We start from the raw sequence: 17808 nt of genomic DNA on the forward strand, positions 1-17808 counted from the left end.
ACCTATCAGATAAACCTAGATTATTACAAATGACAAAACAACAAGCAATTTTTAATTGGAGTGGAGGGAAAGATTCTGCTTTGAGTTTATATAAAATCCTTCATTCGAAAGAATATGACGTGAATTGTTTGCTGACAAGTATCAATGAACAATATCGTAGAATTTCAATGCACGGCGTTAGAGAAGAATTATTAATTCAACAAGCTAAAAGCATCGGTATTCCTTTGGTAAAAATGTATCTTCCTGAAATGCCTACAATGGAAGTTTATGAAAACGTAATGAAAGCTACTTTAGAAGATTTGAAAACTAAAGGAGCAACAACTTCTATTTTTGGAGATATTTTTTTAGAAGATTTACGCCAATACCGTGAAAATAAATTAGCTGAATTGAATTTAAGAGGTGCTTTTCCTTTATGGAAAATCCCAACGAAAGATATTATCAAAGAATTCCTTGGCTTAGGTTTTAAAACTATTACTACTTGTGTAAATGATAAGTATCTGGATAAGAGTTTTGTGGGAAGAATCATTGATGAATCCTTTTTAAGTGATTTACCCGACAATGTTGACCCTTGTGGTGAAAATGGAGAATTTCATACTTTTGTTTTCGATGGACCGATTTTTAAGCAACCCATTCCATTTGAAAAAGGTGAAATCGTATATCGACAATATACTCCTGCTACACAAAAAGACGATACAAGTTATGATTGCGATGATTCTACACAAGAAAATCCATTTAATAATGGTTTCTGGTATTGTGATTTATTACCCAAATAATCTTGTAATTTAAAGTCAGAAAAATATTGAATTTGAGAACTAACAGTATAGTTTTTGGATTAAGTTTTAAATAATCTGCCTAATAAAATAAAAATTGTCCTTAATTTCGTACTCATTTGAACACCAAATACCTTAATAATCTATATTTAGTAATGGTTAGTTCTATTTAAAATTCAACATTAGGCATGATAAGTACAACCCCAAAACGTAATCAATCTATTGATTTTCTAAGAACAATTGCTGTTTCTTTAACCCTATTTCGCCATTTTAAAATATCTAATTTCCTTCACAAAATCGGATGGATTGGAGTGGATCTTTTCTTTGTTTTAAGTGGTTTACTTGTTTCAGGTTTACTATTTAACGAATATAAAAAAACCAGAAAAATCAATTTCGTTCGATTTTTTGTGCGAAGAGGACTCAAAATTTATCCTTTATTTTACTTGTTATTTATAGCCGTCGTCATACATACACAACTCCATCCTGAATTTAAAATTTCAATTCGCCATTTTGTAGCTGAAGCTTTTTTCCTTAAAAATTATTTTGGCACAAGTGATTATGCATTAATTCATACATGGTCAATTGATGTTGAAGAACACTTCTATTTTATATTACCTATTCTTCTAATTATTTTAATTTTCTTTAACAAAGAAAGTAGCAATCCATTCAAAGCGATTCCATTTATATTTATGATTATTACTTTAATATGCCTAGCACTTCGTATATATGTAAATCATATAGAGCCACAATTCGACCATTTAACACATGTAGCACCAACACACCTCAGAATAGATTCTTTATTTTTTGGAACAATGCTTGCATATTTCTATAACTTCCATTTCGAAAACCTTAATAAATGGGTAAACAAATACAGAAGATTTATTTTACTTAACTCCATTTTATTATTATCTCCAGCTATTATCTTGTGGGACAACAACTTATTCATGCGAACATTTGGTTTTATCACATTGTATCTAGCCTTTGGCGGAATCATCTTACTTAGCCTTTTCTCTAAAAACAATCTTACAATCACTACTTTTGTATTCAATTTTATTGCTAATCTAGGTTTCTATTCTTATGCCACATACATCATTCACTTTCCTATTTATTTGTGGTACATTCATCCGCATCTGGATTACTTAGACTCACACTTATCTCTTAAATTAATAGTATTTATCTCATATTTCATGGTTAGTTTTATAGGAGGTTGGCTACTATCCTTTACAATTGAAATCCCTTTTTTAGCATTAAGAGATAAACTATTTCCAAGTAATTCTAAGGCATTGTAAAGCCTAAAAGCTACTGTTTCAAGATAAAACGTCTATATTTAAAATAACATTCTAAAGTAGTTTTTTATCGTGTCTGAACAATATGCAAGAGCTATCCATTAAACAATTTTTATCTAAAGAGATTAAAGCCTTCTTTAAACTTAAAAAGTCGGATAGACTTTGGCATATTCCTGTACTTGCTTCACTCTGTATAGGAATTCCTTTATTGATTGGTTTGGCTTTTGATAATGTAAAATCGGGTTTATTAGCAAGCCTGTCAGGACTTGTCATTTTATACATTCCTACTGCCAATTCAATCGTAAGCAGAATGGCAACCATGTTGATTTGCTCCTTTGGCTTTATGGTGTCTTATGCAGTAGGCTTAATTTTCAGTTTTAATCCATTTGTTTCAACTATCGTTTTCGGCATTTTTTCAACGATGGTTTATTGGATTAACCTCTATTTTAAGACAAAACCACCTGCAAGTTTCTTCTTTATCATGATTGCCTCATTGGCTAGTGGCATGCCTCATGACTTATCAAGTATTCCTCAGAAGATTGGTCTAATTGCTATGGGAACCATGTTGGCTTGCACTTTGGCTTTACTTTACAGTTTTTTAGTGAAACGTAAAAATCATAAAAAAGACGCTGCTATTATTTCTGATTTATTGGTAAAAAGTAAGTATGCAGATTTAGTTGAAGCCATGATTGTAGGTTCTTTTATGTTTACTTCGATGCTTATCGGACATGTTTTAAAATTGCAAAACCCTTATTGGATTCCCATCTCCTGCTTGGCGGTGATGCAAGGTGTAAACCTTTACCATATTTGGCAAAGAGTTATTCATCGCATTTTGGGTACTTTTTTAGGTTTGGGTCTATGTTGGCTTTTTCTATCAATCGTCCACACGCCTTTCAGTATTTGTATTACAATTATTGTTTTACAATTTATCATTGAAATATTAATTGTTAGACATTATGCTTTAGCCGTTATTTTTATTACGCCCATGACGATACTCCTAGCTGAGGCTGCCAATCCATTAATTCTTAACCCTGATTTATTAATTGCTACTCGTTTTTTAGACATTTCAATTGGTAGTTTAATTGGTGCAATTGGTGGTTGGTTTGTTCACAATGAAAAAATTCGCTTTTATACTACCATGAAAATCAGAAAAGCCAAATTAGTAGTAATGGGTAAATAGGTAAAATATACGCTCGCTGATTTTTTGAAATCTATATAGACTAACATGAATAAAAAAATACTTTTAGTAGAAGACGATTTTAGCGTTGTTGAATTTTTAAAAAAGGGCTTAGACGAAGCTAATTTTGAAGTATCCGTCGCCTTGAATGGGAATTCAGCCATCAGCATGGCTTCAGAATCTTCTTTTGATATTATCCTTTTAGACATCATGTTGCCTGATAAAAATGGGATTGAAGTATGTAGAATATTGCGTTCTCAAGGTATTAAAACACCCATTCTTTTTCTAACAGCTCTTGGTACTTCCGAAAATATCGCTTTGGGCTTAAATACTGGTGCAGACGATTATCTGGTAAAACCTTTTAAGTTTATTGAATTATATGCCAGAATCAATGCCCTTTTGAGAAGAACATCTTATACTGATAACCTTTCAGATGAAAAGGTTAAAAACACTTTTATCATCAGCGATTTAATCATTGATGATGATGCCAAAACGGTAGTGAGAGGAGAACAAAAAATTTCATTAACAGCCACAGAATATCGTTTGTTACTGGTTTTAATGAAAAATAAAGGAAGAGTACTTTCAAGAATAGATATTTTAGAAAGTGCTTGGGACATTAATTTCAATATGGGAACTAACGTTGTGGATGTCTATATTAATTACCTAAGAAAAAAAATTGATGGTGATTTCGAAAACAAGCTTATCCATACGGTTGTTGGAATGGGATATGTGCTAAAAGAAAAATGAAAACACAAACTAAACTAGCCATCATACTTGGTTTTCTGAGTACTACACTTGTTGTGGTTTTTGGTATATCTGTATATTATTTTCTGGATAAATACTCTTATGTAGATTTTTATAAAAGACTAGAAGCACGAGTAAGTATTTCGGCACAATACAGTTTAAATTCAGGAACGTTAAATGCTAAATACTTAAAAAGTTTAAGAAAACAGCATTTAGAAACGCTTGAAAAAGAGAAAGAGTATTTGATTGAAATTTCACCAAATGTGTCCTTAAAAGACATTTCTCAAAAAAATAAATTACCTCTTAATTTTCTTATTTCGCTCTCAAAAGTAGGAACTTACAAAGAAAAACAAGGTAATTTATTCATAGCGGGTTCACAGTATAAAAAAGGGAATAAACATTACTTTGTCATTGTTTCGGCTGAAAATTACTACGTTTCCAATCACTTAATTTTTTTAAGAACAGTATTGATTGGTGGAATTTCGATGGTGATTTTAATCGTTGCAATTTTCTCTTTTTACTTTTCTAGACATATTTTTGACCCTATTCGAGACATCACCGTTAAAGTAAAACAAATCAGTACTGAAAATATTCATCTTCGATTGGAAAACAATATTGATAAAAGTAGTGAAATCAGTGAGCTAACCAGTACTTTCAATGAACTCCTTAATCGTATCGAAACGGCTTTTGAAACTCAAAAAAACTTCATCAGTAATGCCTCTCACGAACTTGGTACTCCGCTTACAACCATTATTGGCGAAGCAGATTTTTCTTTATTGAAACCCAGAACTTCTGAAGAATACATTGCAGCCATTAAAAATATACTCCAACAGGCTGAACGTTTAAACGAAATAACAAAGTCATTACTTTTCTTGGCTCAAACTGGCTACAAAGGCAAAGCTATTACTTTTGAAATGGTTCGAATTGATGAAATTATTTGGGAAACCAAAAGCTTGATTGATAAACTAAATCCCAATAATAAAATTTTGGTTGATTTACGCCTCCTCCCAGAAGACCCCAAAAAACTAAAAGTAAAAGGCAATCAACAATTGTTGCATTTAGCTTTTGCCAATATTCTGAGTAATGCTTGTAAATATTCAAACAATAAACCTGTAACGGTGCATATTGCTTCTAGTAATTCTCAAGTAGTTATTATGGTTGAAGACCAAGGTATCGGTATTCCAGCATCTGAAATCGCCTACATTTATGACCCATTCTTTAGAGCTTCCAATACTAATCTTTTTGAAGGCTATGGCATCGGATTGCCACTAACCCGAAATATCGTTTATCTGCATAAAGGTGACTTAATTGTAAGTTCACAAGTAAATGTTGGCACGAAAGTACAAATAAGAATTCCCCTGATAGAAAAATAAATCCACTCTTATCGAATTCTAATCTCACTCTTAAAAGTTTATAATCTGCTCAAAATAGATTTGTCTCAATACTTAAACAATAAGTGATGACAAAAACTATTTTAGTCCCGATTGATTTCCGTGTTGCATCGCTCAACACGCTGAAACTTGCGCTGGAACCATACAGTGAAGACCCTATTGAGGTAATCCTCATGTACTCCGAATATCTGGATGATTCTATCACAGAATTATTATTTTATACACCAAACAAAACGGTTGCAAATCATATTACTCCCGCATTTAGAGAAGCCTTAGAAATCATTCGAAACCGATTTGAGGGGAAAATAAAGTACATCAGCATTGAATTATTTCATGGGCATAATAAAAATGCGATAAAGACTTTCCTTGAAGCCAACAAGGTAGATGAAATCTATATTGCCCAAAACTACCAGCTCAAAATGTCAAAACGAGCATTTGACCCTACTCCTCTTCTCAAAAAATCATCCTATAAAATCATAGAAGTAAATATTAACAATGACATCGAACAAACCGAACATGAACAATTAATAGCACTCTTTAACTAACATTAGCCATGAATAAGAAAACCTTCCCAACTACTCCGCTAGGGAGAATTAAATTGTTCTTTACTTTTTTTGATTCACGTTGGGAAGACCTAACAAAGGAAAACTGGCTAACAATTGTTTACAGAGATTTCAGTGCAGGTTTGATTGTAGCAATGACCGCCATCCCGATGGCAATGGGTTTTGCGATGGCAATGGGCATGCGTCCCGAACATGGTATTGTTGCAGGAGCTTTGGCTTGTACTATCGGTAGAACATTCGGTGGTTCTAAATATCAGGTTTATGGCCCTACTGCTGCTTTTATTCCAGTGATTGCTAGCTTGATGACGAAGTATGGTCCAAGTAATGGTGGGGTTTTCGAAACAGCTCATGGTTTTTTAATCTTGGTATCCATCATAGCGGGTATAATCTTAATCATTATGGGTATATTTGGCTTTGGCAGATTTGCCAAACTGGTACCTAATTCAATCATTGTTGGTTTTACTGTAGGTATTGCCTTAGTCATTGCACTTACAAATCTTGAAGACATTTTGGGTATTGAGTCTTTTTCTGACTTATTAGGAGGACAAGAAGAAAGCCTAAGTGGAGGATTCATCCATAATATTAGTACTGCTTTTAATAATTTACATTTGATTAACGGCTGGTCGATTTTATTAGGTGTTATGACCTTCGCTTTAACCAAAATACTTTTACGAATTTCAATTTTCATTCCTGGACCAGTCATTGCAATGAGTTCAGCTACAGTACTGTCCGCCACAGTACTTCAAGACAAAAACATTATTTTGGTAAAAGATCTTTATGGTTCTATTCCAAATAATTTTTTCAAATTCACGACACCCATTTTACCAGCTTTGGATAGCTCGGTCATCATCGACATCGTTTATTATGTAGCTGCCATTGTATTTGTTTCGGGCATAGAAAGTATTTTGTGTTCATCAATGGCTGATAAATTAGCCAATAATGACAGAACACCTTTTAACCCAGACAAAGAATTTTTCGGGCAAGGATTAGTACAAATCATTACACCACTGTTACAAGGTTTTCCATGCACAGGTGCTTTAGCCAGAACTGCAACAAGTATTAAAGCTGGCGCACAAACGCCATTGGCAGGTTATTTCAAAGCAATTTTGAAATTATCTATGGCATATTATTTAGCAAAATATCTTGAGCTCATCCCAATGGCATGTATTGGTGGAATTTTGGTTTGGGTATCAACCAATATGATTAAGCCTTCGGAAATTAAAGAAATAAAACATTTAGGCAAATTTGAATTTTCAATGATGATTTATACCGCCGTGATGGTTCCTGTAACTGATTTTTTAACTGGCGTATTATCAGCTTTGATTATTTACTTTATCGTTAAAAAAGCATTCAAAAGAAGAATACAAGCCCAAAGCTAATTTTGAATTACAAGCATAAACTTTCATCAGCAAACCACAAAAGAAGAAGCACGTTTTACAAGAACGTGCTTCTTTGTTTATTTTTATTCTTGAAATAATATGTTATTTTTAATAATCGTAAATTCAAGGAGTTAATGCTTTGATAATAAAAACATAAAAAATCTAACAATGAAATTAGGCGCATTTTCAGTAAGTTTAAGTGTCAAAGACATTGAAACTTCAAAGCAATTTTATGAAAACCTTGGCTTCTCGGTTTTTGCGGGTGATCTTTCAAAAAATTACCTTATCATGAAAAATGGGAATGCCTTAATTGGGCTTTTTCAAGGAATGTTTAACGGCAATATTTTGACGTTTAATCCGGGTTGGGATGAAAATGCAAGTACTTTAGAAGAATTTGATGATGTCAGAGAAATTCAGCGACAGTTAAAAAGTAAAAATATTGCATTAGCCTCCGAAGCAGATGAACAAACGACTGGCCCTGCAAGTATTTTTGTAACTGACCCTGACGGAAATGTCATTCTATTTGATCAACATATTTAGGAACAAGTATGCTAAACTATTGAATTAAACCTATAAGGATTATTCACATAATTATCTAGTAATGAAATCCTTACCTTAAAATCCTTATAGGTTTATAAATACTTAGATTATATTATTTCAAACATTAATAACCTACAGCAGTATCGTCTGCTCTAACATCGGCGCCACCTTCGTAAGTACCATCTGGTAAAACCAAGATACAGTCCATTCTACCAATCGTATTTTTTTGTGAATCTAGCTTATAACCTCTTTCACGCATTCTGATTAAGGTTTTTTCGGTAAAAGCTCCTTCTTCAAAAGTAGTTCTGTCGGGCATCCATTGATGATGAAAACGAAGTGCATCAACAGCCTGTTGCATCGACATTTGATGTTCAGCAACATTTAAAAATACTTGAAAAACCGAAGTAATAATGGTTGAACCACCTGGAGTACCTAAAACCATCATTAATTTTCCATCTTTCTCTACAATCGTTGGCGTCATTGAAGAAAGCATTCTTTTATTGGCAGCAATGGCATTGGCTTCGTTTCCGATTAATCCATAAACGTTTGGTACACCCGGCTTTATAGAAAAATCATCCATTTCATCATTCATTAAAAAACCCGCTCCATCCACTACTACTTTGCTTCCATACGAACCATTCAAAGTAGTGGTAATCGAAACGGCGTTTCCTTCTTTATCAACAAAAGATGAATGCGTAGTTTCTGGACTTTCATAACCAATAATATCTCCGCCTTTTACAATTTTACTATCTGTTGCTTGAGCGAATTGAAAATCTTGCCAACGTTTCTTTAAGTATTCAGCATCTAATAATTCTTTCTGGGGTACTTTTGCAAAATCTGGGTCGCCCAACCATTTCGAACGGTCGGCATACACACGGCGCTCTGCTTCAATCATTACTTGTGTGGTAGAATCGCTATGCCAGCCCCATTTTTGGAGTGGATAAGGTTCTACAAATTTCAATAATTGTAAAAGAGCAATTCCTCCGCTTGATGGCGGTGGCATAGAAATCACTTTCAAGTTTTTATAATTTCCAATTACCGCTTCACGCCAAACTGCATGATAATTATCTAAATCTTTTTGGGTGATAATCCCTCCTCCTCTTTTCATTTCTGCTAAGAGTAATTTAGCCGTTTCACCTTCATAAAAACCTTTTCTTCCTTGCTCCTGAATCAATCGAAGCGTTTTAGCTAAATCTTTCTGAATCAATATTTCACCTTCCTTCCATTTAGCAGTGTCGGTTTTCATAAAATATGTTTTCGTTGGATTATATTTCAACAAATCCGCTTTAACATTATTTAAACCTCTGGCTTCTCTGGCTGTTAGTTTCACGCCATTTTCTGCTAAATCAATCGCTGGTTGTAATACTTGTTTCCACGAAAGTTTACCAAAGCGTTTATGAGCTTGTTCTAGACCATCTACAGAACCGGGCGTTCCACTAGCTAAATGCCCTAACCAACTTGGTTGACCAGCTTTTATATTTTTATTTTCATCTAAATACATATCTCTACTGGCATTTTCAGGCGCTTTTTCACGATAATCTAAGGTATAACTTTGCCCATTTTTATCACGATAGACCAAGAAACCACCACCACCGATATTTCCAGCTGCAGGATGCACCACAGCTAAAGCAAATTGTGTTGACACGGCGGCATCAATCGCATTGCCGCCTTGTTTTAAAATATCAGCACCCACTTGCGAAGCTACAGGATGCGTAGCTATTATCATCCCATTTTTCCCATAAACAGAAGCTTTTTTGGCAAAGAATGGTGAGGCATTCGGGTCTTCATTTGTAAATTGATAAAAGCCTTGATTTTCAGCAGGTTTTTGAAGAGTGGTATTCTGCGAGTTGGGCTGCGTAGTTTTGCAAGCGACCAAACCTAAAAAGCATATTGATAAAGTAAGTAAATATTTTGAATTCATATTTGTTGATTTTTTATTTTCAATTTACAGAATTCGAAGAATTTAAGCAATTAAAATATGTAAACACGATAGGATAAAATCATTTTCACACTCTGTAATTTTCAAAACCTAATCCACTTATATTAATAGTTGATATTATTTTTGGTTAAATCACATTTTGTGGTGCTATTTGCACAAACAATCATCGCTTTTAAGCTGTTATTTACTGGCATGACAATTTACTATTTTGTAGTGTTCGTTCTTTACACAACATCCAATGAAACCAACCTCAAATAGCTATTTAAAAAAAGCACTAATCATTTGCCTATATGGTTTGATTGGGCTTTTGATATTGCTGACGATTATTGGATTATGGGGATTAAAGCCTTTATTAACAAAACGCATTCAACATGCTGTTTTAACAGCTACTAATAACTTATACTATCTTGATTTTCAAAATATCCAGTATGATTTCACTACTGGCGAAGCCAAATTATCAGGAGTAACTTGTCAGGCTGACTCAACATTATACAGTCAGCTAAGAAGTAATAAACAGATGCCTGACAATATTTATCAAGCCCAAATAAAAGAAATCCATCTGAAAGGAATAAAACCTTGGAAAATTGTTTTCTCATCAAAACTAAATCTTGAATCTATCAGTATCAAAGAGCCAATTATACAAATTACTCATCAGAAACAGGTTTATAATTCTTTTAAAACAGCTGCACCATTTCATGTTATTCTTTCAAAATTTGTAAAATCATTTTCAGTAGATAAAGTGAGTTTAGACAATATCAACTTTACTTATACAGACCACTCTAAACCTGAAATTCCTCGAACCAGCAAAGTAGAACATTTAGACATTGAACTCTCTGATTTACAAATAGATTCGGCATCGCATAAGGATACAAATCGCTTTTACTACATGAAGGAATGTATTTTTAAGCTAGAAAAACTAGAAATACTTACTGAAGATTCATTAAATAAATTTAAAATCAGGGAATTACTTTTCTCTACAAAATCACGTTTATTATCAATTAAACATCTTGAATTTGACCCACTTTTCAAACCAATAGTTTACGGTAACAAAACTCATGGCGACGACAGAATAAAGATTGTTTGTCAAGATATTAAACTGGAAGCAATTGATTTATTCAAACTTTTTGAAGAGAAAAAGATTTATGCCAACAACCTTTTTATTAATCAAGGAAAGATTAATGTGTTTACAGATACTCGTATTTTTAGAATACCACCGAGAGCCAAGTATCGCCCTTTCCCACATGAAGCATTTAGGAAATGGCAACTTAAATTTATGATTGATACCATAACATTGAGTCTTTTTAAAATCACTTATTCTGAATATAATCCAGAAACCAGATTAGTAGGCAACGTGATATTTGCCCAAACGAATGGTAAAGTATTCAACTTTACAAATGATTCTATTCCATTACAAAAAAATCCCAATTGCTTAGTGTTACTAAAAGGAAAGTTGATGAACAAAGCCAATGTCAACATGACGTTTAACTTTAATGTAGCAGCACCAAAAGGAGATTTTACTTGTAGCGGTAAATTATTAAACATGGCTGTAGCCAATGTAAATCAGGTAACAGAAGCTTTGGTAATGGCAAAAGCAAAAGAAGGCTTTATTACATATTTTGCTTTTGAAATGAAAGGCAATAAGTTTGGGTTAACGGGTTCGACAACGATGCTGTACAAAGATTTGAATGTAATGATTTATAAATTTCCACCGAAGAAAGGCATATTCAAAAAACGTAAATTACTTTCTTTTATCGCTAATACATTTGTCATCAAAGAAAGTAATCCCATTAGAAAAAAGCCTGCTAGAATCGCTAAAATCAATTACAGAAGACTCCCAAACAAACCTTTTTTTTATACGCTTTGGAAAGGTTTGCTTGAAGGAATTAAAGGTTCGGTGATTTAGGTTTGGGTTGTTATTAACCAAAAATAATTAAGAAGTTCGTATGTGTAGTTTTTGTATCTTTGATTTATTAAATGTGTTTTATTTACAAACCTTTTGAGATAAAATGATGACCGTAAACCAAAAACCATTCTCTAATATTCAAATGGAATTATTGAATTTATATGCTATGGATATAGAGGAAGAAGACTTACTGAAGATAAAAAACTACTTAGCGCAGTTTTTTATGCAAAAAGCAATTGATGAAGCTGACAAAATTTGGGAAGAAAATACTTACTCTGACGAATTAATGGACAAATGGCTTAATGAAGATAAATAATGAAATTAGTAATTGATACCAATGTAATCATTGCTTAATTATCAAGTAAATCTAAATACCATTGGATTATCCAATGGCTTAGAGAGGGTAAATTTCAACTTGCAGTAACAACAGAAATTTTTCTCGAATATGAAGAAAAATTAAAAGAAAAGTATAATCCAATTGTTGCAAGTTCTTTCTTAAATGCACTCAAAGAGTTAGAAAATGTAAATAATGTGGAGATTTACACAAATTGGGGCTTAATCCAAGAAGACCCTGATGATAATAAATTTGTTGATTGTACTATTGCTTCAAATGCGAATTTTATCATTACTAACGACCGACACTTTAATATTCTAAAAACAATAGGCTTTCCTAAGCTTAATGTAATGAGTATTGAAGAATTTAAACAATTTTGCGAAGAAAATATATCAGACTAAGCAATAGTTGGAGAAAAAATAAATTAAATTAAACATCTTAATAAACAAAAACACCTGATAGGTTTTAGTCTATCAGGTGTTTTTGTTTGAAATAATTGCAAACAAGCGACATAACTTCACAAATCAAAGTGCTCTATATATCAACACTTTAAACCGAAGTACCGAACCACTCATAATTCATAATTCAAAACTCATAACTGCTACCTATCTTCCTCCTGGAGGGCAATATTGTTTTAAATAATTAGTAAATAAAGTATTCAAATGGGTACGAGTACCTTCGCCTTCATAAATTCCATGCGAACGGTTTGGATATGCCATGAACTGAAATTGCTTGTTATACTTAATTAATTCATTGACTAATTGTTCTGCATTTTGATAATGAACGTTATCATCACCTGTTCCGTGAATGTACAATAAATTTCCTTTCAAGTTTTTAGCATAAGTAATCGGCGAACCATTTACAAAATCTTCACGGTTTTCTTGTGGAATGCCCATGTATCTTTCTTGATAAATATTATCATACGAAAGTTGATTCGCTACCGCAGCAACTGCTATCCCTGTTTGATAAATTTCTGGATATTGGAAAAGTAAATTCAAAGTGGTTGAACCTCCACCACTCCAACCATGAACCGCTACTCTTGTTGGGTCGATGTATTTATTTTTCAATAATTCTTTGGCTGCCATCGCTTGGTCACGGATATTGATTTGACCAATTTTACGATAAATCGCTTTTCTCCATTCACGTCCTTTTGGTGAAGGCGTTCCACGTCCATCAATCGAAACATAGATATAACCATCTTTCGCCATATCGCCACTGTATAATCCATTTGAACCTGCCGAATAAGTATCTTTCACCGTTGCCGAAGCTGGTTCTGTATAAACCATAAATACAATTGGATACTTTTTAGTAGAATCAAAATCATAAGGTTTTACCATCCAAGCATCTACTGTGATATTATCTTCCGTCTTGATTTTCAAAAATTCTACTTTATTTTTTCTTGGTTTTTGTTTTGCAATTTTCGCATCAATACTCTCAGCTTCATTAAATGGTTTATGCTCTGGCAAAGAAATCATTTCACTTACTGGACTCACTACTGAGCTTGTAAAACGATGTTGTGCAAACTTACCTGTAGGAGAAATATTATAACTATGCGTTCCAGCTTGGTTCAAAGGAGATACTCTTTCAGCTTTACCTTTTCCGTCTAAAGTAGTTTTATATAAATACTGTTGCGTAGCATTTTCTGGCGAAGCCGTGAAGTAAATAACATTAGCTGTTTCATCGAAAGCCAATAAATTAATCACATCATAGTCGCCTACGGTAATCAATTTTTCTTTACCATCTTTTCCAACAATGTATAAATGATTCCAACCATCTTTTTCTGATTGCCAGATAAAATCTTTACCATTTTTCAACCAATCCCAACCTACAGATTCACCCCCACGGTTATTTACATTTACCCAAGCTTTGTCAGATTCACTATAAAACGTTTTTGCTTCTCCTGTTTTGATATTACAAAGTATCAATTTTGTTTCGTTTTGCTTGCGAGGTAATTGTTGAATAATGATTTCAGATGAATTACCAGCCCATTCCATTTTAGGAATATAATTGTTAGTCGATTCACCCGGTACTTTCATCCAAATTGTTTTGGCTGTTGCAATATCAACTACTCCTACTTTACAAGCCGAAGGCTTCTCTCCTACTTTTGGATATTCTACAGGAATGATTTGTGAATAAGTAGAATCAGTAGTATTCAACATAAAATAATCACGAATGGTATTCGCATCAATCTGCCAATAAGCAACTGATTTGCTATCTGGACTCCAACGAAAACCGTCTCTGCAATCAAATTCTTCTTCATAAACCCAGTCGAAAGTACCGTTGATTAACTTCGTCGTTCCGTCTTTCGTCAAAGCTTTGATTTTGCTAGTAGCAAGGTCTTCTACATAAATATTATGTTTTGAAACATAAGCTACTTTTGAACCATCTGGCGAGAATTTCGCAAACATCAATGATGATTCTGGCATTGTTTTACCCAACTGTTTGAATTCTTTGGTAGCCAAATTAAGCACCCAATAATCACCACGAGTATCTTGTCGCCATACTCTTTTGCTGTTGGTATAAATCAACACCTTTTTTGCATCTTCAGAAAACGCATAACTTCTGATGGCCAAAGCTTTTGTTTGTCCTTTAGGAATCAATAAATCAGCAGTAACAATCGTAGTTTTTTGTAAAGAGGGAAGACTTACTCTTGAGATTTGGCTACCTTCCAAAAGCGTGTAAGAAGTGCCGTCGGTATCCCAATTAATGCCTTGTGCGAACAATCCTGCGGGAATAAGTATCAGGATTAGCAATAGTTTAGTAAAGTGTTTTTTGTTCATGATTTTTAATTGATGAATGAAAGACGAAAATAAGAAAAACATTTTGCTTATGATGAGAATTGCTGAATCATTTTATATGGTGATGTTTTTAATCTCATCATTTATAATTTTACTACGGTTTAGATTTATTTATCTTTGAAAACGGAAATTGTAACGGTAAACCCTTGCGGTTACCGCACTCAAAACGGCAACCGCAAGGGTTTGCCGCTACAAAAAAATTAATTTAAGAAATATTGAACACTATTAAATCCTTCGTACAAATCTAATTTATAATTCATAATTCCTATCTAATATCCTGTATTCATTGGTTTGTAAATCTCCTAAAGTAACATTTCCAATTCTGATTCGGATAAGTTCTAGTACTTCATAATGTAATTGATAACACATCCTTCGGATTTGTCGATTCAAACCTTGTACTAAAATAATTTTAAAGGTAAAATCATTGATTTTCTCGACCTGACAAGGCAAAGTAGTTTTACCCATGATTTTTATTCCGCCTGACATTCGGGTAATAAATTCTTCATCAATTACTTTATCGACAGTAACTAAATATTCTTTTTCAGTTTGATGTTCTTTACGAAGCGTTTTATCAAAAAGGCGACCGTCGTTTGTCAATAATAATAATCCTTCTGATTCTTTGTCTAATCTGCCCACAGGGAAAATATCTTCAAAAGGCAAAAGAGCTTTTAAGTTATCTGGAATATCTGTATTAAGCGTTGTTTCGATGCCACGAGCTTTGTAGAAAGCTAAGTAAATCATCTTTTTACCTTCTTTAATGATTGAATGATTGTAGATTACTTCATCTTCCATTTCGATAATTATATTCTCATTGACCATCACACCATTGACGATTATCTCTCCTGATTGAATCAGCGACAAAGCCATTTTATTAGAAATTTGAAGACGTTTAACAAGTAAATATTGAAGACGATTTCTGAAAGTCATTTGGGAATAAATATTTTGTTTGCAAGATACGGGAGTTTTTTAAAAGTGGCATGTAAGAGGTTTTTCTAAAGTAGAATTTAAAGTTGAGTATATTTACTCTTCATAAATATGCTTCATCATTAAAATGTATAAGCATGATTACATGCTTTAAAAAAATATAACAAGAAAAATGAATAAAACTGGACCAATAATAGTAATAGAAGACGATAGCGACGATCAAGATATTTTAGATGAGATTTTTAAAGAACTTGATTTCAAAAATGAAATTATCTATTTCAAAGAAGGAGAAAAAGCACTTGATTACTTGATTAAAACTGCATTAGAACCTTTCCTTATTCTTTCAGATATTAATATGCCAAAATTAAACGGCATAGAATTAAGAGAAAAAATTCATACAAACGAAGATTTAAGAATAAAATGTATTCCTTATTTATTCTTTACAACAAGTGGGGAACAAAAACACGTTGTTGATGCTTATTCAAAGTCAGTTCAAGGCTTTTTTGTTAAGCCCAATACTTTTGAAAAATTAAAACGCACGATAAAAATAATTGTAGAATATTGGTTAGAATGCGAATCACCCAATTACATTAAATAATTGCCTTTTTCACTTCCTAAAAAAGCTTTTTTAGGAGGTGACAAACATTTAAATACTATTTTGTAGAGTAGTAATAAATATTTTCACCCTAGAAAAACTATTTTGTAAGGTAGAAATAAACTTTTTAACCCCTGAAAAACAATTTTGTAAGGTAGAAAAAAACATTTTAACCCTTGAAAAATTATTTTGTAAGGTAGAAATAAACTTTTTAACCCTTGAAAAAGTATTTTGTAGGGTAGAAATAAACTTTTTAACCCTTGAAAAAGTATTTTGTAGGGTAGAAATAAACTTTTTAACCTTTGAAAAAGTATTTTGTAGGGTAGAAAAATATGTTTTCACCATTGAAAATTTTCTCTTAATGCTTATTCCTTCACGTAAAACTCAAATGGGAAAAGTGCATCACGCTATCAAAAAAGTCTTTTTGGTTGATTAAAATATAGGAAATAGTGATTACAAAAATAGTCAGTTCTTTTGATTTGCTAATTAATGATAATTAGGTGATTGTAAAGTAATTCAAATAAGGATTGGTTTTTCTATTCCAAATTTTTACGGAACAATAAATAAAATGCAGACTCAGTCTGCAAGTGAAGTACTTACCAATAAAGTCGAACATTATTTTATTAATAATTTCAAATGGACTATTTACAAAAAATTATTGGAGACTTTGAAATTCACTCAGTTGAAGGAATTAAGGAATGTTTTGAAAATGGTATTGACCCAAACCAAATACACAAAGACAAACCTCTTGTTTATGAAATGATAAACATGTATTTGAGAAGTCCTAAATTCAAAGACTGTATCAAAGTTTTTGTAGATTATGGTTTAAAATTTGACGACAAAGTATTATTGGCAGTTTTACTTGATGATCCAAAAACACTTGACCAACTTCTGACTAAGGACAAAACATTATTACACAAAAAATATTCATTAGACTGCACTTTTACTCCTCTGTATGAAGCATCCCTTTTACATATTTGTGCAGAATATAATCATTTGTCATGTGCTAAAATTCTTGTAAATCATGGAATAGACATCAATAACAAAGCAGGATTTGACAACTTCGGATTTGGAGGGCAAAGCCCAATTTTCCATACTGTTAATCAACATGCAAATGCTTGCTTCGACGTAATGGAATATCTTGTTTCACAAAATGCAGACTTATCATTAACAGTACAGGGACTTATATGGGGAAAAGGTTATGAATGGGAAACATTTATTGCTTCTGTAAATCCAATAAGTTATGCCATGATGGGATTACTTAGACAATTTCAAAGAACAGAACAACAAATTTATAAAGTAGTCTCTTTGTTGTTAAAAGCAGAATATGGGACTGAATATTTTCCTACGAATGTCCCTAATAAATATTTAAGCAATTAGCAAAACATAGTATTTCGCCCTCCTTAGACTTACCTCTACAGCCATTTAAACAGCACAAAGGACAAGAAAAAAGAAAACCTTTTCA

General features: G+C 32.6%; 15 protein-coding genes and 1 pseudogene. 13 read left to right on the top strand and 3 right to left on the bottom strand.

Going from position 1 to position 17808, the window contains the following annotated elements; translation table 11 throughout:
• Window positions 1-29: 29 nt before the first annotated feature.
• The 8 genes from VB798_RS18075 (at window position 30) to VB798_RS18110 (ending at window position 7850) form a co-directional block, all read left to right on the top strand.
• The gene (locus VB798_RS18075; protein WP_323260889.1) at window positions 30-773 is read left to right on the top strand and encodes a Dph6-related ATP pyrophosphatase; all 744 of its coding nucleotides are present in this window, start codon (window positions 30-32) and stop codon (window positions 771-773) included.
• A gap of 185 nt (window positions 774-958) precedes the next feature.
• Window positions 959-2059 (top strand): acyltransferase family protein, encoded by a 1101-nt coding sequence (locus tag VB798_RS18080; RefSeq protein WP_323260891.1) that lies wholly within the window; start codon window positions 959-961, stop codon window positions 2057-2059.
• 82 nt (window positions 2060-2141) lie between these two features.
• The gene (locus VB798_RS18085; RefSeq protein WP_323260892.1) at window positions 2142-3236 is read left to right on the top strand and encodes an FUSC family protein; all 1095 of its coding nucleotides are present in this window, start codon (window positions 2142-2144) and stop codon (window positions 3234-3236) included.
• A 45-nt stretch (window positions 3237-3281) separates the two neighbouring features.
• Window positions 3282-3980: a response regulator transcription factor gene (locus VB798_RS18090; RefSeq protein ID WP_323260894.1), complete on the top strand. Its 699-nt coding sequence runs from the start codon at window positions 3282-3284 to the stop codon at window positions 3978-3980.
• Complete coding sequence (locus VB798_RS18095; RefSeq protein ID WP_323260896.1) at window positions 3977-5350, top strand: sensor histidine kinase; 1374 nt, start codon at window positions 3977-3979, stop codon at window positions 5348-5350. The genes VB798_RS18090 and VB798_RS18095 overlap by 4 nt, the downstream gene beginning before the upstream one ends.
• Window positions 5351-5436: 86 nt before the next feature.
• The gene (locus VB798_RS18100) at window positions 5437-5913 is read left to right on the top strand and encodes an adenine nucleotide alpha hydrolase family protein (RefSeq protein ID WP_323260898.1); all 477 of its coding nucleotides are present in this window, start codon (window positions 5437-5439) and stop codon (window positions 5911-5913) included.
• Between the two features lie 8 nt (window positions 5914-5921).
• Window positions 5922-7310, top strand: coding sequence for a SulP family inorganic anion transporter (locus VB798_RS18105; RefSeq protein ID WP_323260900.1), 1389 nt, complete (start codon window positions 5922-5924; stop codon window positions 7308-7310).
• Between the two features lie 168 nt (window positions 7311-7478).
• A complete protein-coding gene (locus VB798_RS18110; RefSeq protein WP_323260902.1) occupies window positions 7479-7850 on the top strand; it encodes a VOC family protein in 372 nt (123 codons plus the stop codon).
• 124 nt (window positions 7851-7974) lie between these two features.
• Here the strand turns inward: VB798_RS18110 and ggt are convergent, their stop codons facing one another.
• On the bottom strand, window positions 7975-9771 hold the full coding sequence (ggt, locus tag VB798_RS18115) for a gamma-glutamyltransferase (protein WP_323260904.1): 1797 nt from the start codon (window positions 9769-9771) through the stop codon (window positions 7975-7977).
• 256 nt (window positions 9772-10027) lie between these two features.
• Between ggt and VB798_RS18120 the strand changes: the two genes are divergently transcribed.
• From VB798_RS18120 to VB798_RS18130, 3 genes and pseudogenes are all read left to right on the top strand, one after another.
• Window positions 10028-11692: a hypothetical protein gene (locus tag VB798_RS18120; RefSeq protein ID WP_323260906.1), complete on the top strand. Its 1665-nt coding sequence runs from the start codon at window positions 10028-10030 to the stop codon at window positions 11690-11692.
• A gap of 103 nt (window positions 11693-11795) precedes the next feature.
• Window positions 11796-12008, top strand: a complete 213-nt coding sequence (locus tag VB798_RS18125) for a hypothetical protein (RefSeq protein ID WP_323260908.1) — start codon at window positions 11796-11798, stop codon at window positions 12006-12008.
• A gap of 56 nt (window positions 12009-12064) precedes the next feature.
• Window positions 12065-12427 (top strand): annotated as a pseudogene (locus VB798_RS18130) (putative toxin-antitoxin system toxin component, PIN family); the annotation flags it as partial.
• Window positions 12428-12631: 204 nt separating this feature from the next.
• Here the strand turns inward: VB798_RS18130 and VB798_RS18135 are convergent.
• On the bottom strand, window positions 12632-14806 hold the full coding sequence (locus VB798_RS18135; RefSeq protein WP_323260910.1) for a S9 family peptidase: 2175 nt from the start codon (window positions 14804-14806) through the stop codon (window positions 12632-12634).
• Window positions 14807-15073: 267 nt separating this feature from the next.
• Window positions 15074-15751: a pseudouridine synthase gene (locus VB798_RS18140; RefSeq protein ID WP_323260912.1), complete on the bottom strand. Its 678-nt coding sequence runs from the start codon at window positions 15749-15751 to the stop codon at window positions 15074-15076.
• 169 nt (window positions 15752-15920) lie between these two features.
• Here VB798_RS18140 and VB798_RS18145 point away from each other — a divergent pair, with 169 nt between their 5' ends.
• Window positions 15921-16346 carry a response regulator gene (locus VB798_RS18145; RefSeq protein WP_323260914.1) on the top strand — a complete coding sequence of 142 codons (426 nt, stop codon included), beginning with the start codon at window positions 15921-15923 and terminating at the stop codon, window positions 16344-16346.
• A 633-nt stretch (window positions 16347-16979) separates the two neighbouring features.
• Window positions 16980-17723: an ankyrin repeat domain-containing protein gene (locus VB798_RS18150; protein WP_323260916.1), complete on the top strand. Its 744-nt coding sequence runs from the start codon at window positions 16980-16982 to the stop codon at window positions 17721-17723.
• The last annotated feature ends 85 nt before the right edge of the window (window positions 17724-17808 follow it).

The sequence above is a fragment of the Arcicella lustrica genome (assembly GCF_034930985.1).
Taxonomy (GTDB): Bacteria; Bacteroidota; Bacteroidia; order Cytophagales; family Spirosomataceae; genus Arcicella; species Arcicella lustrica.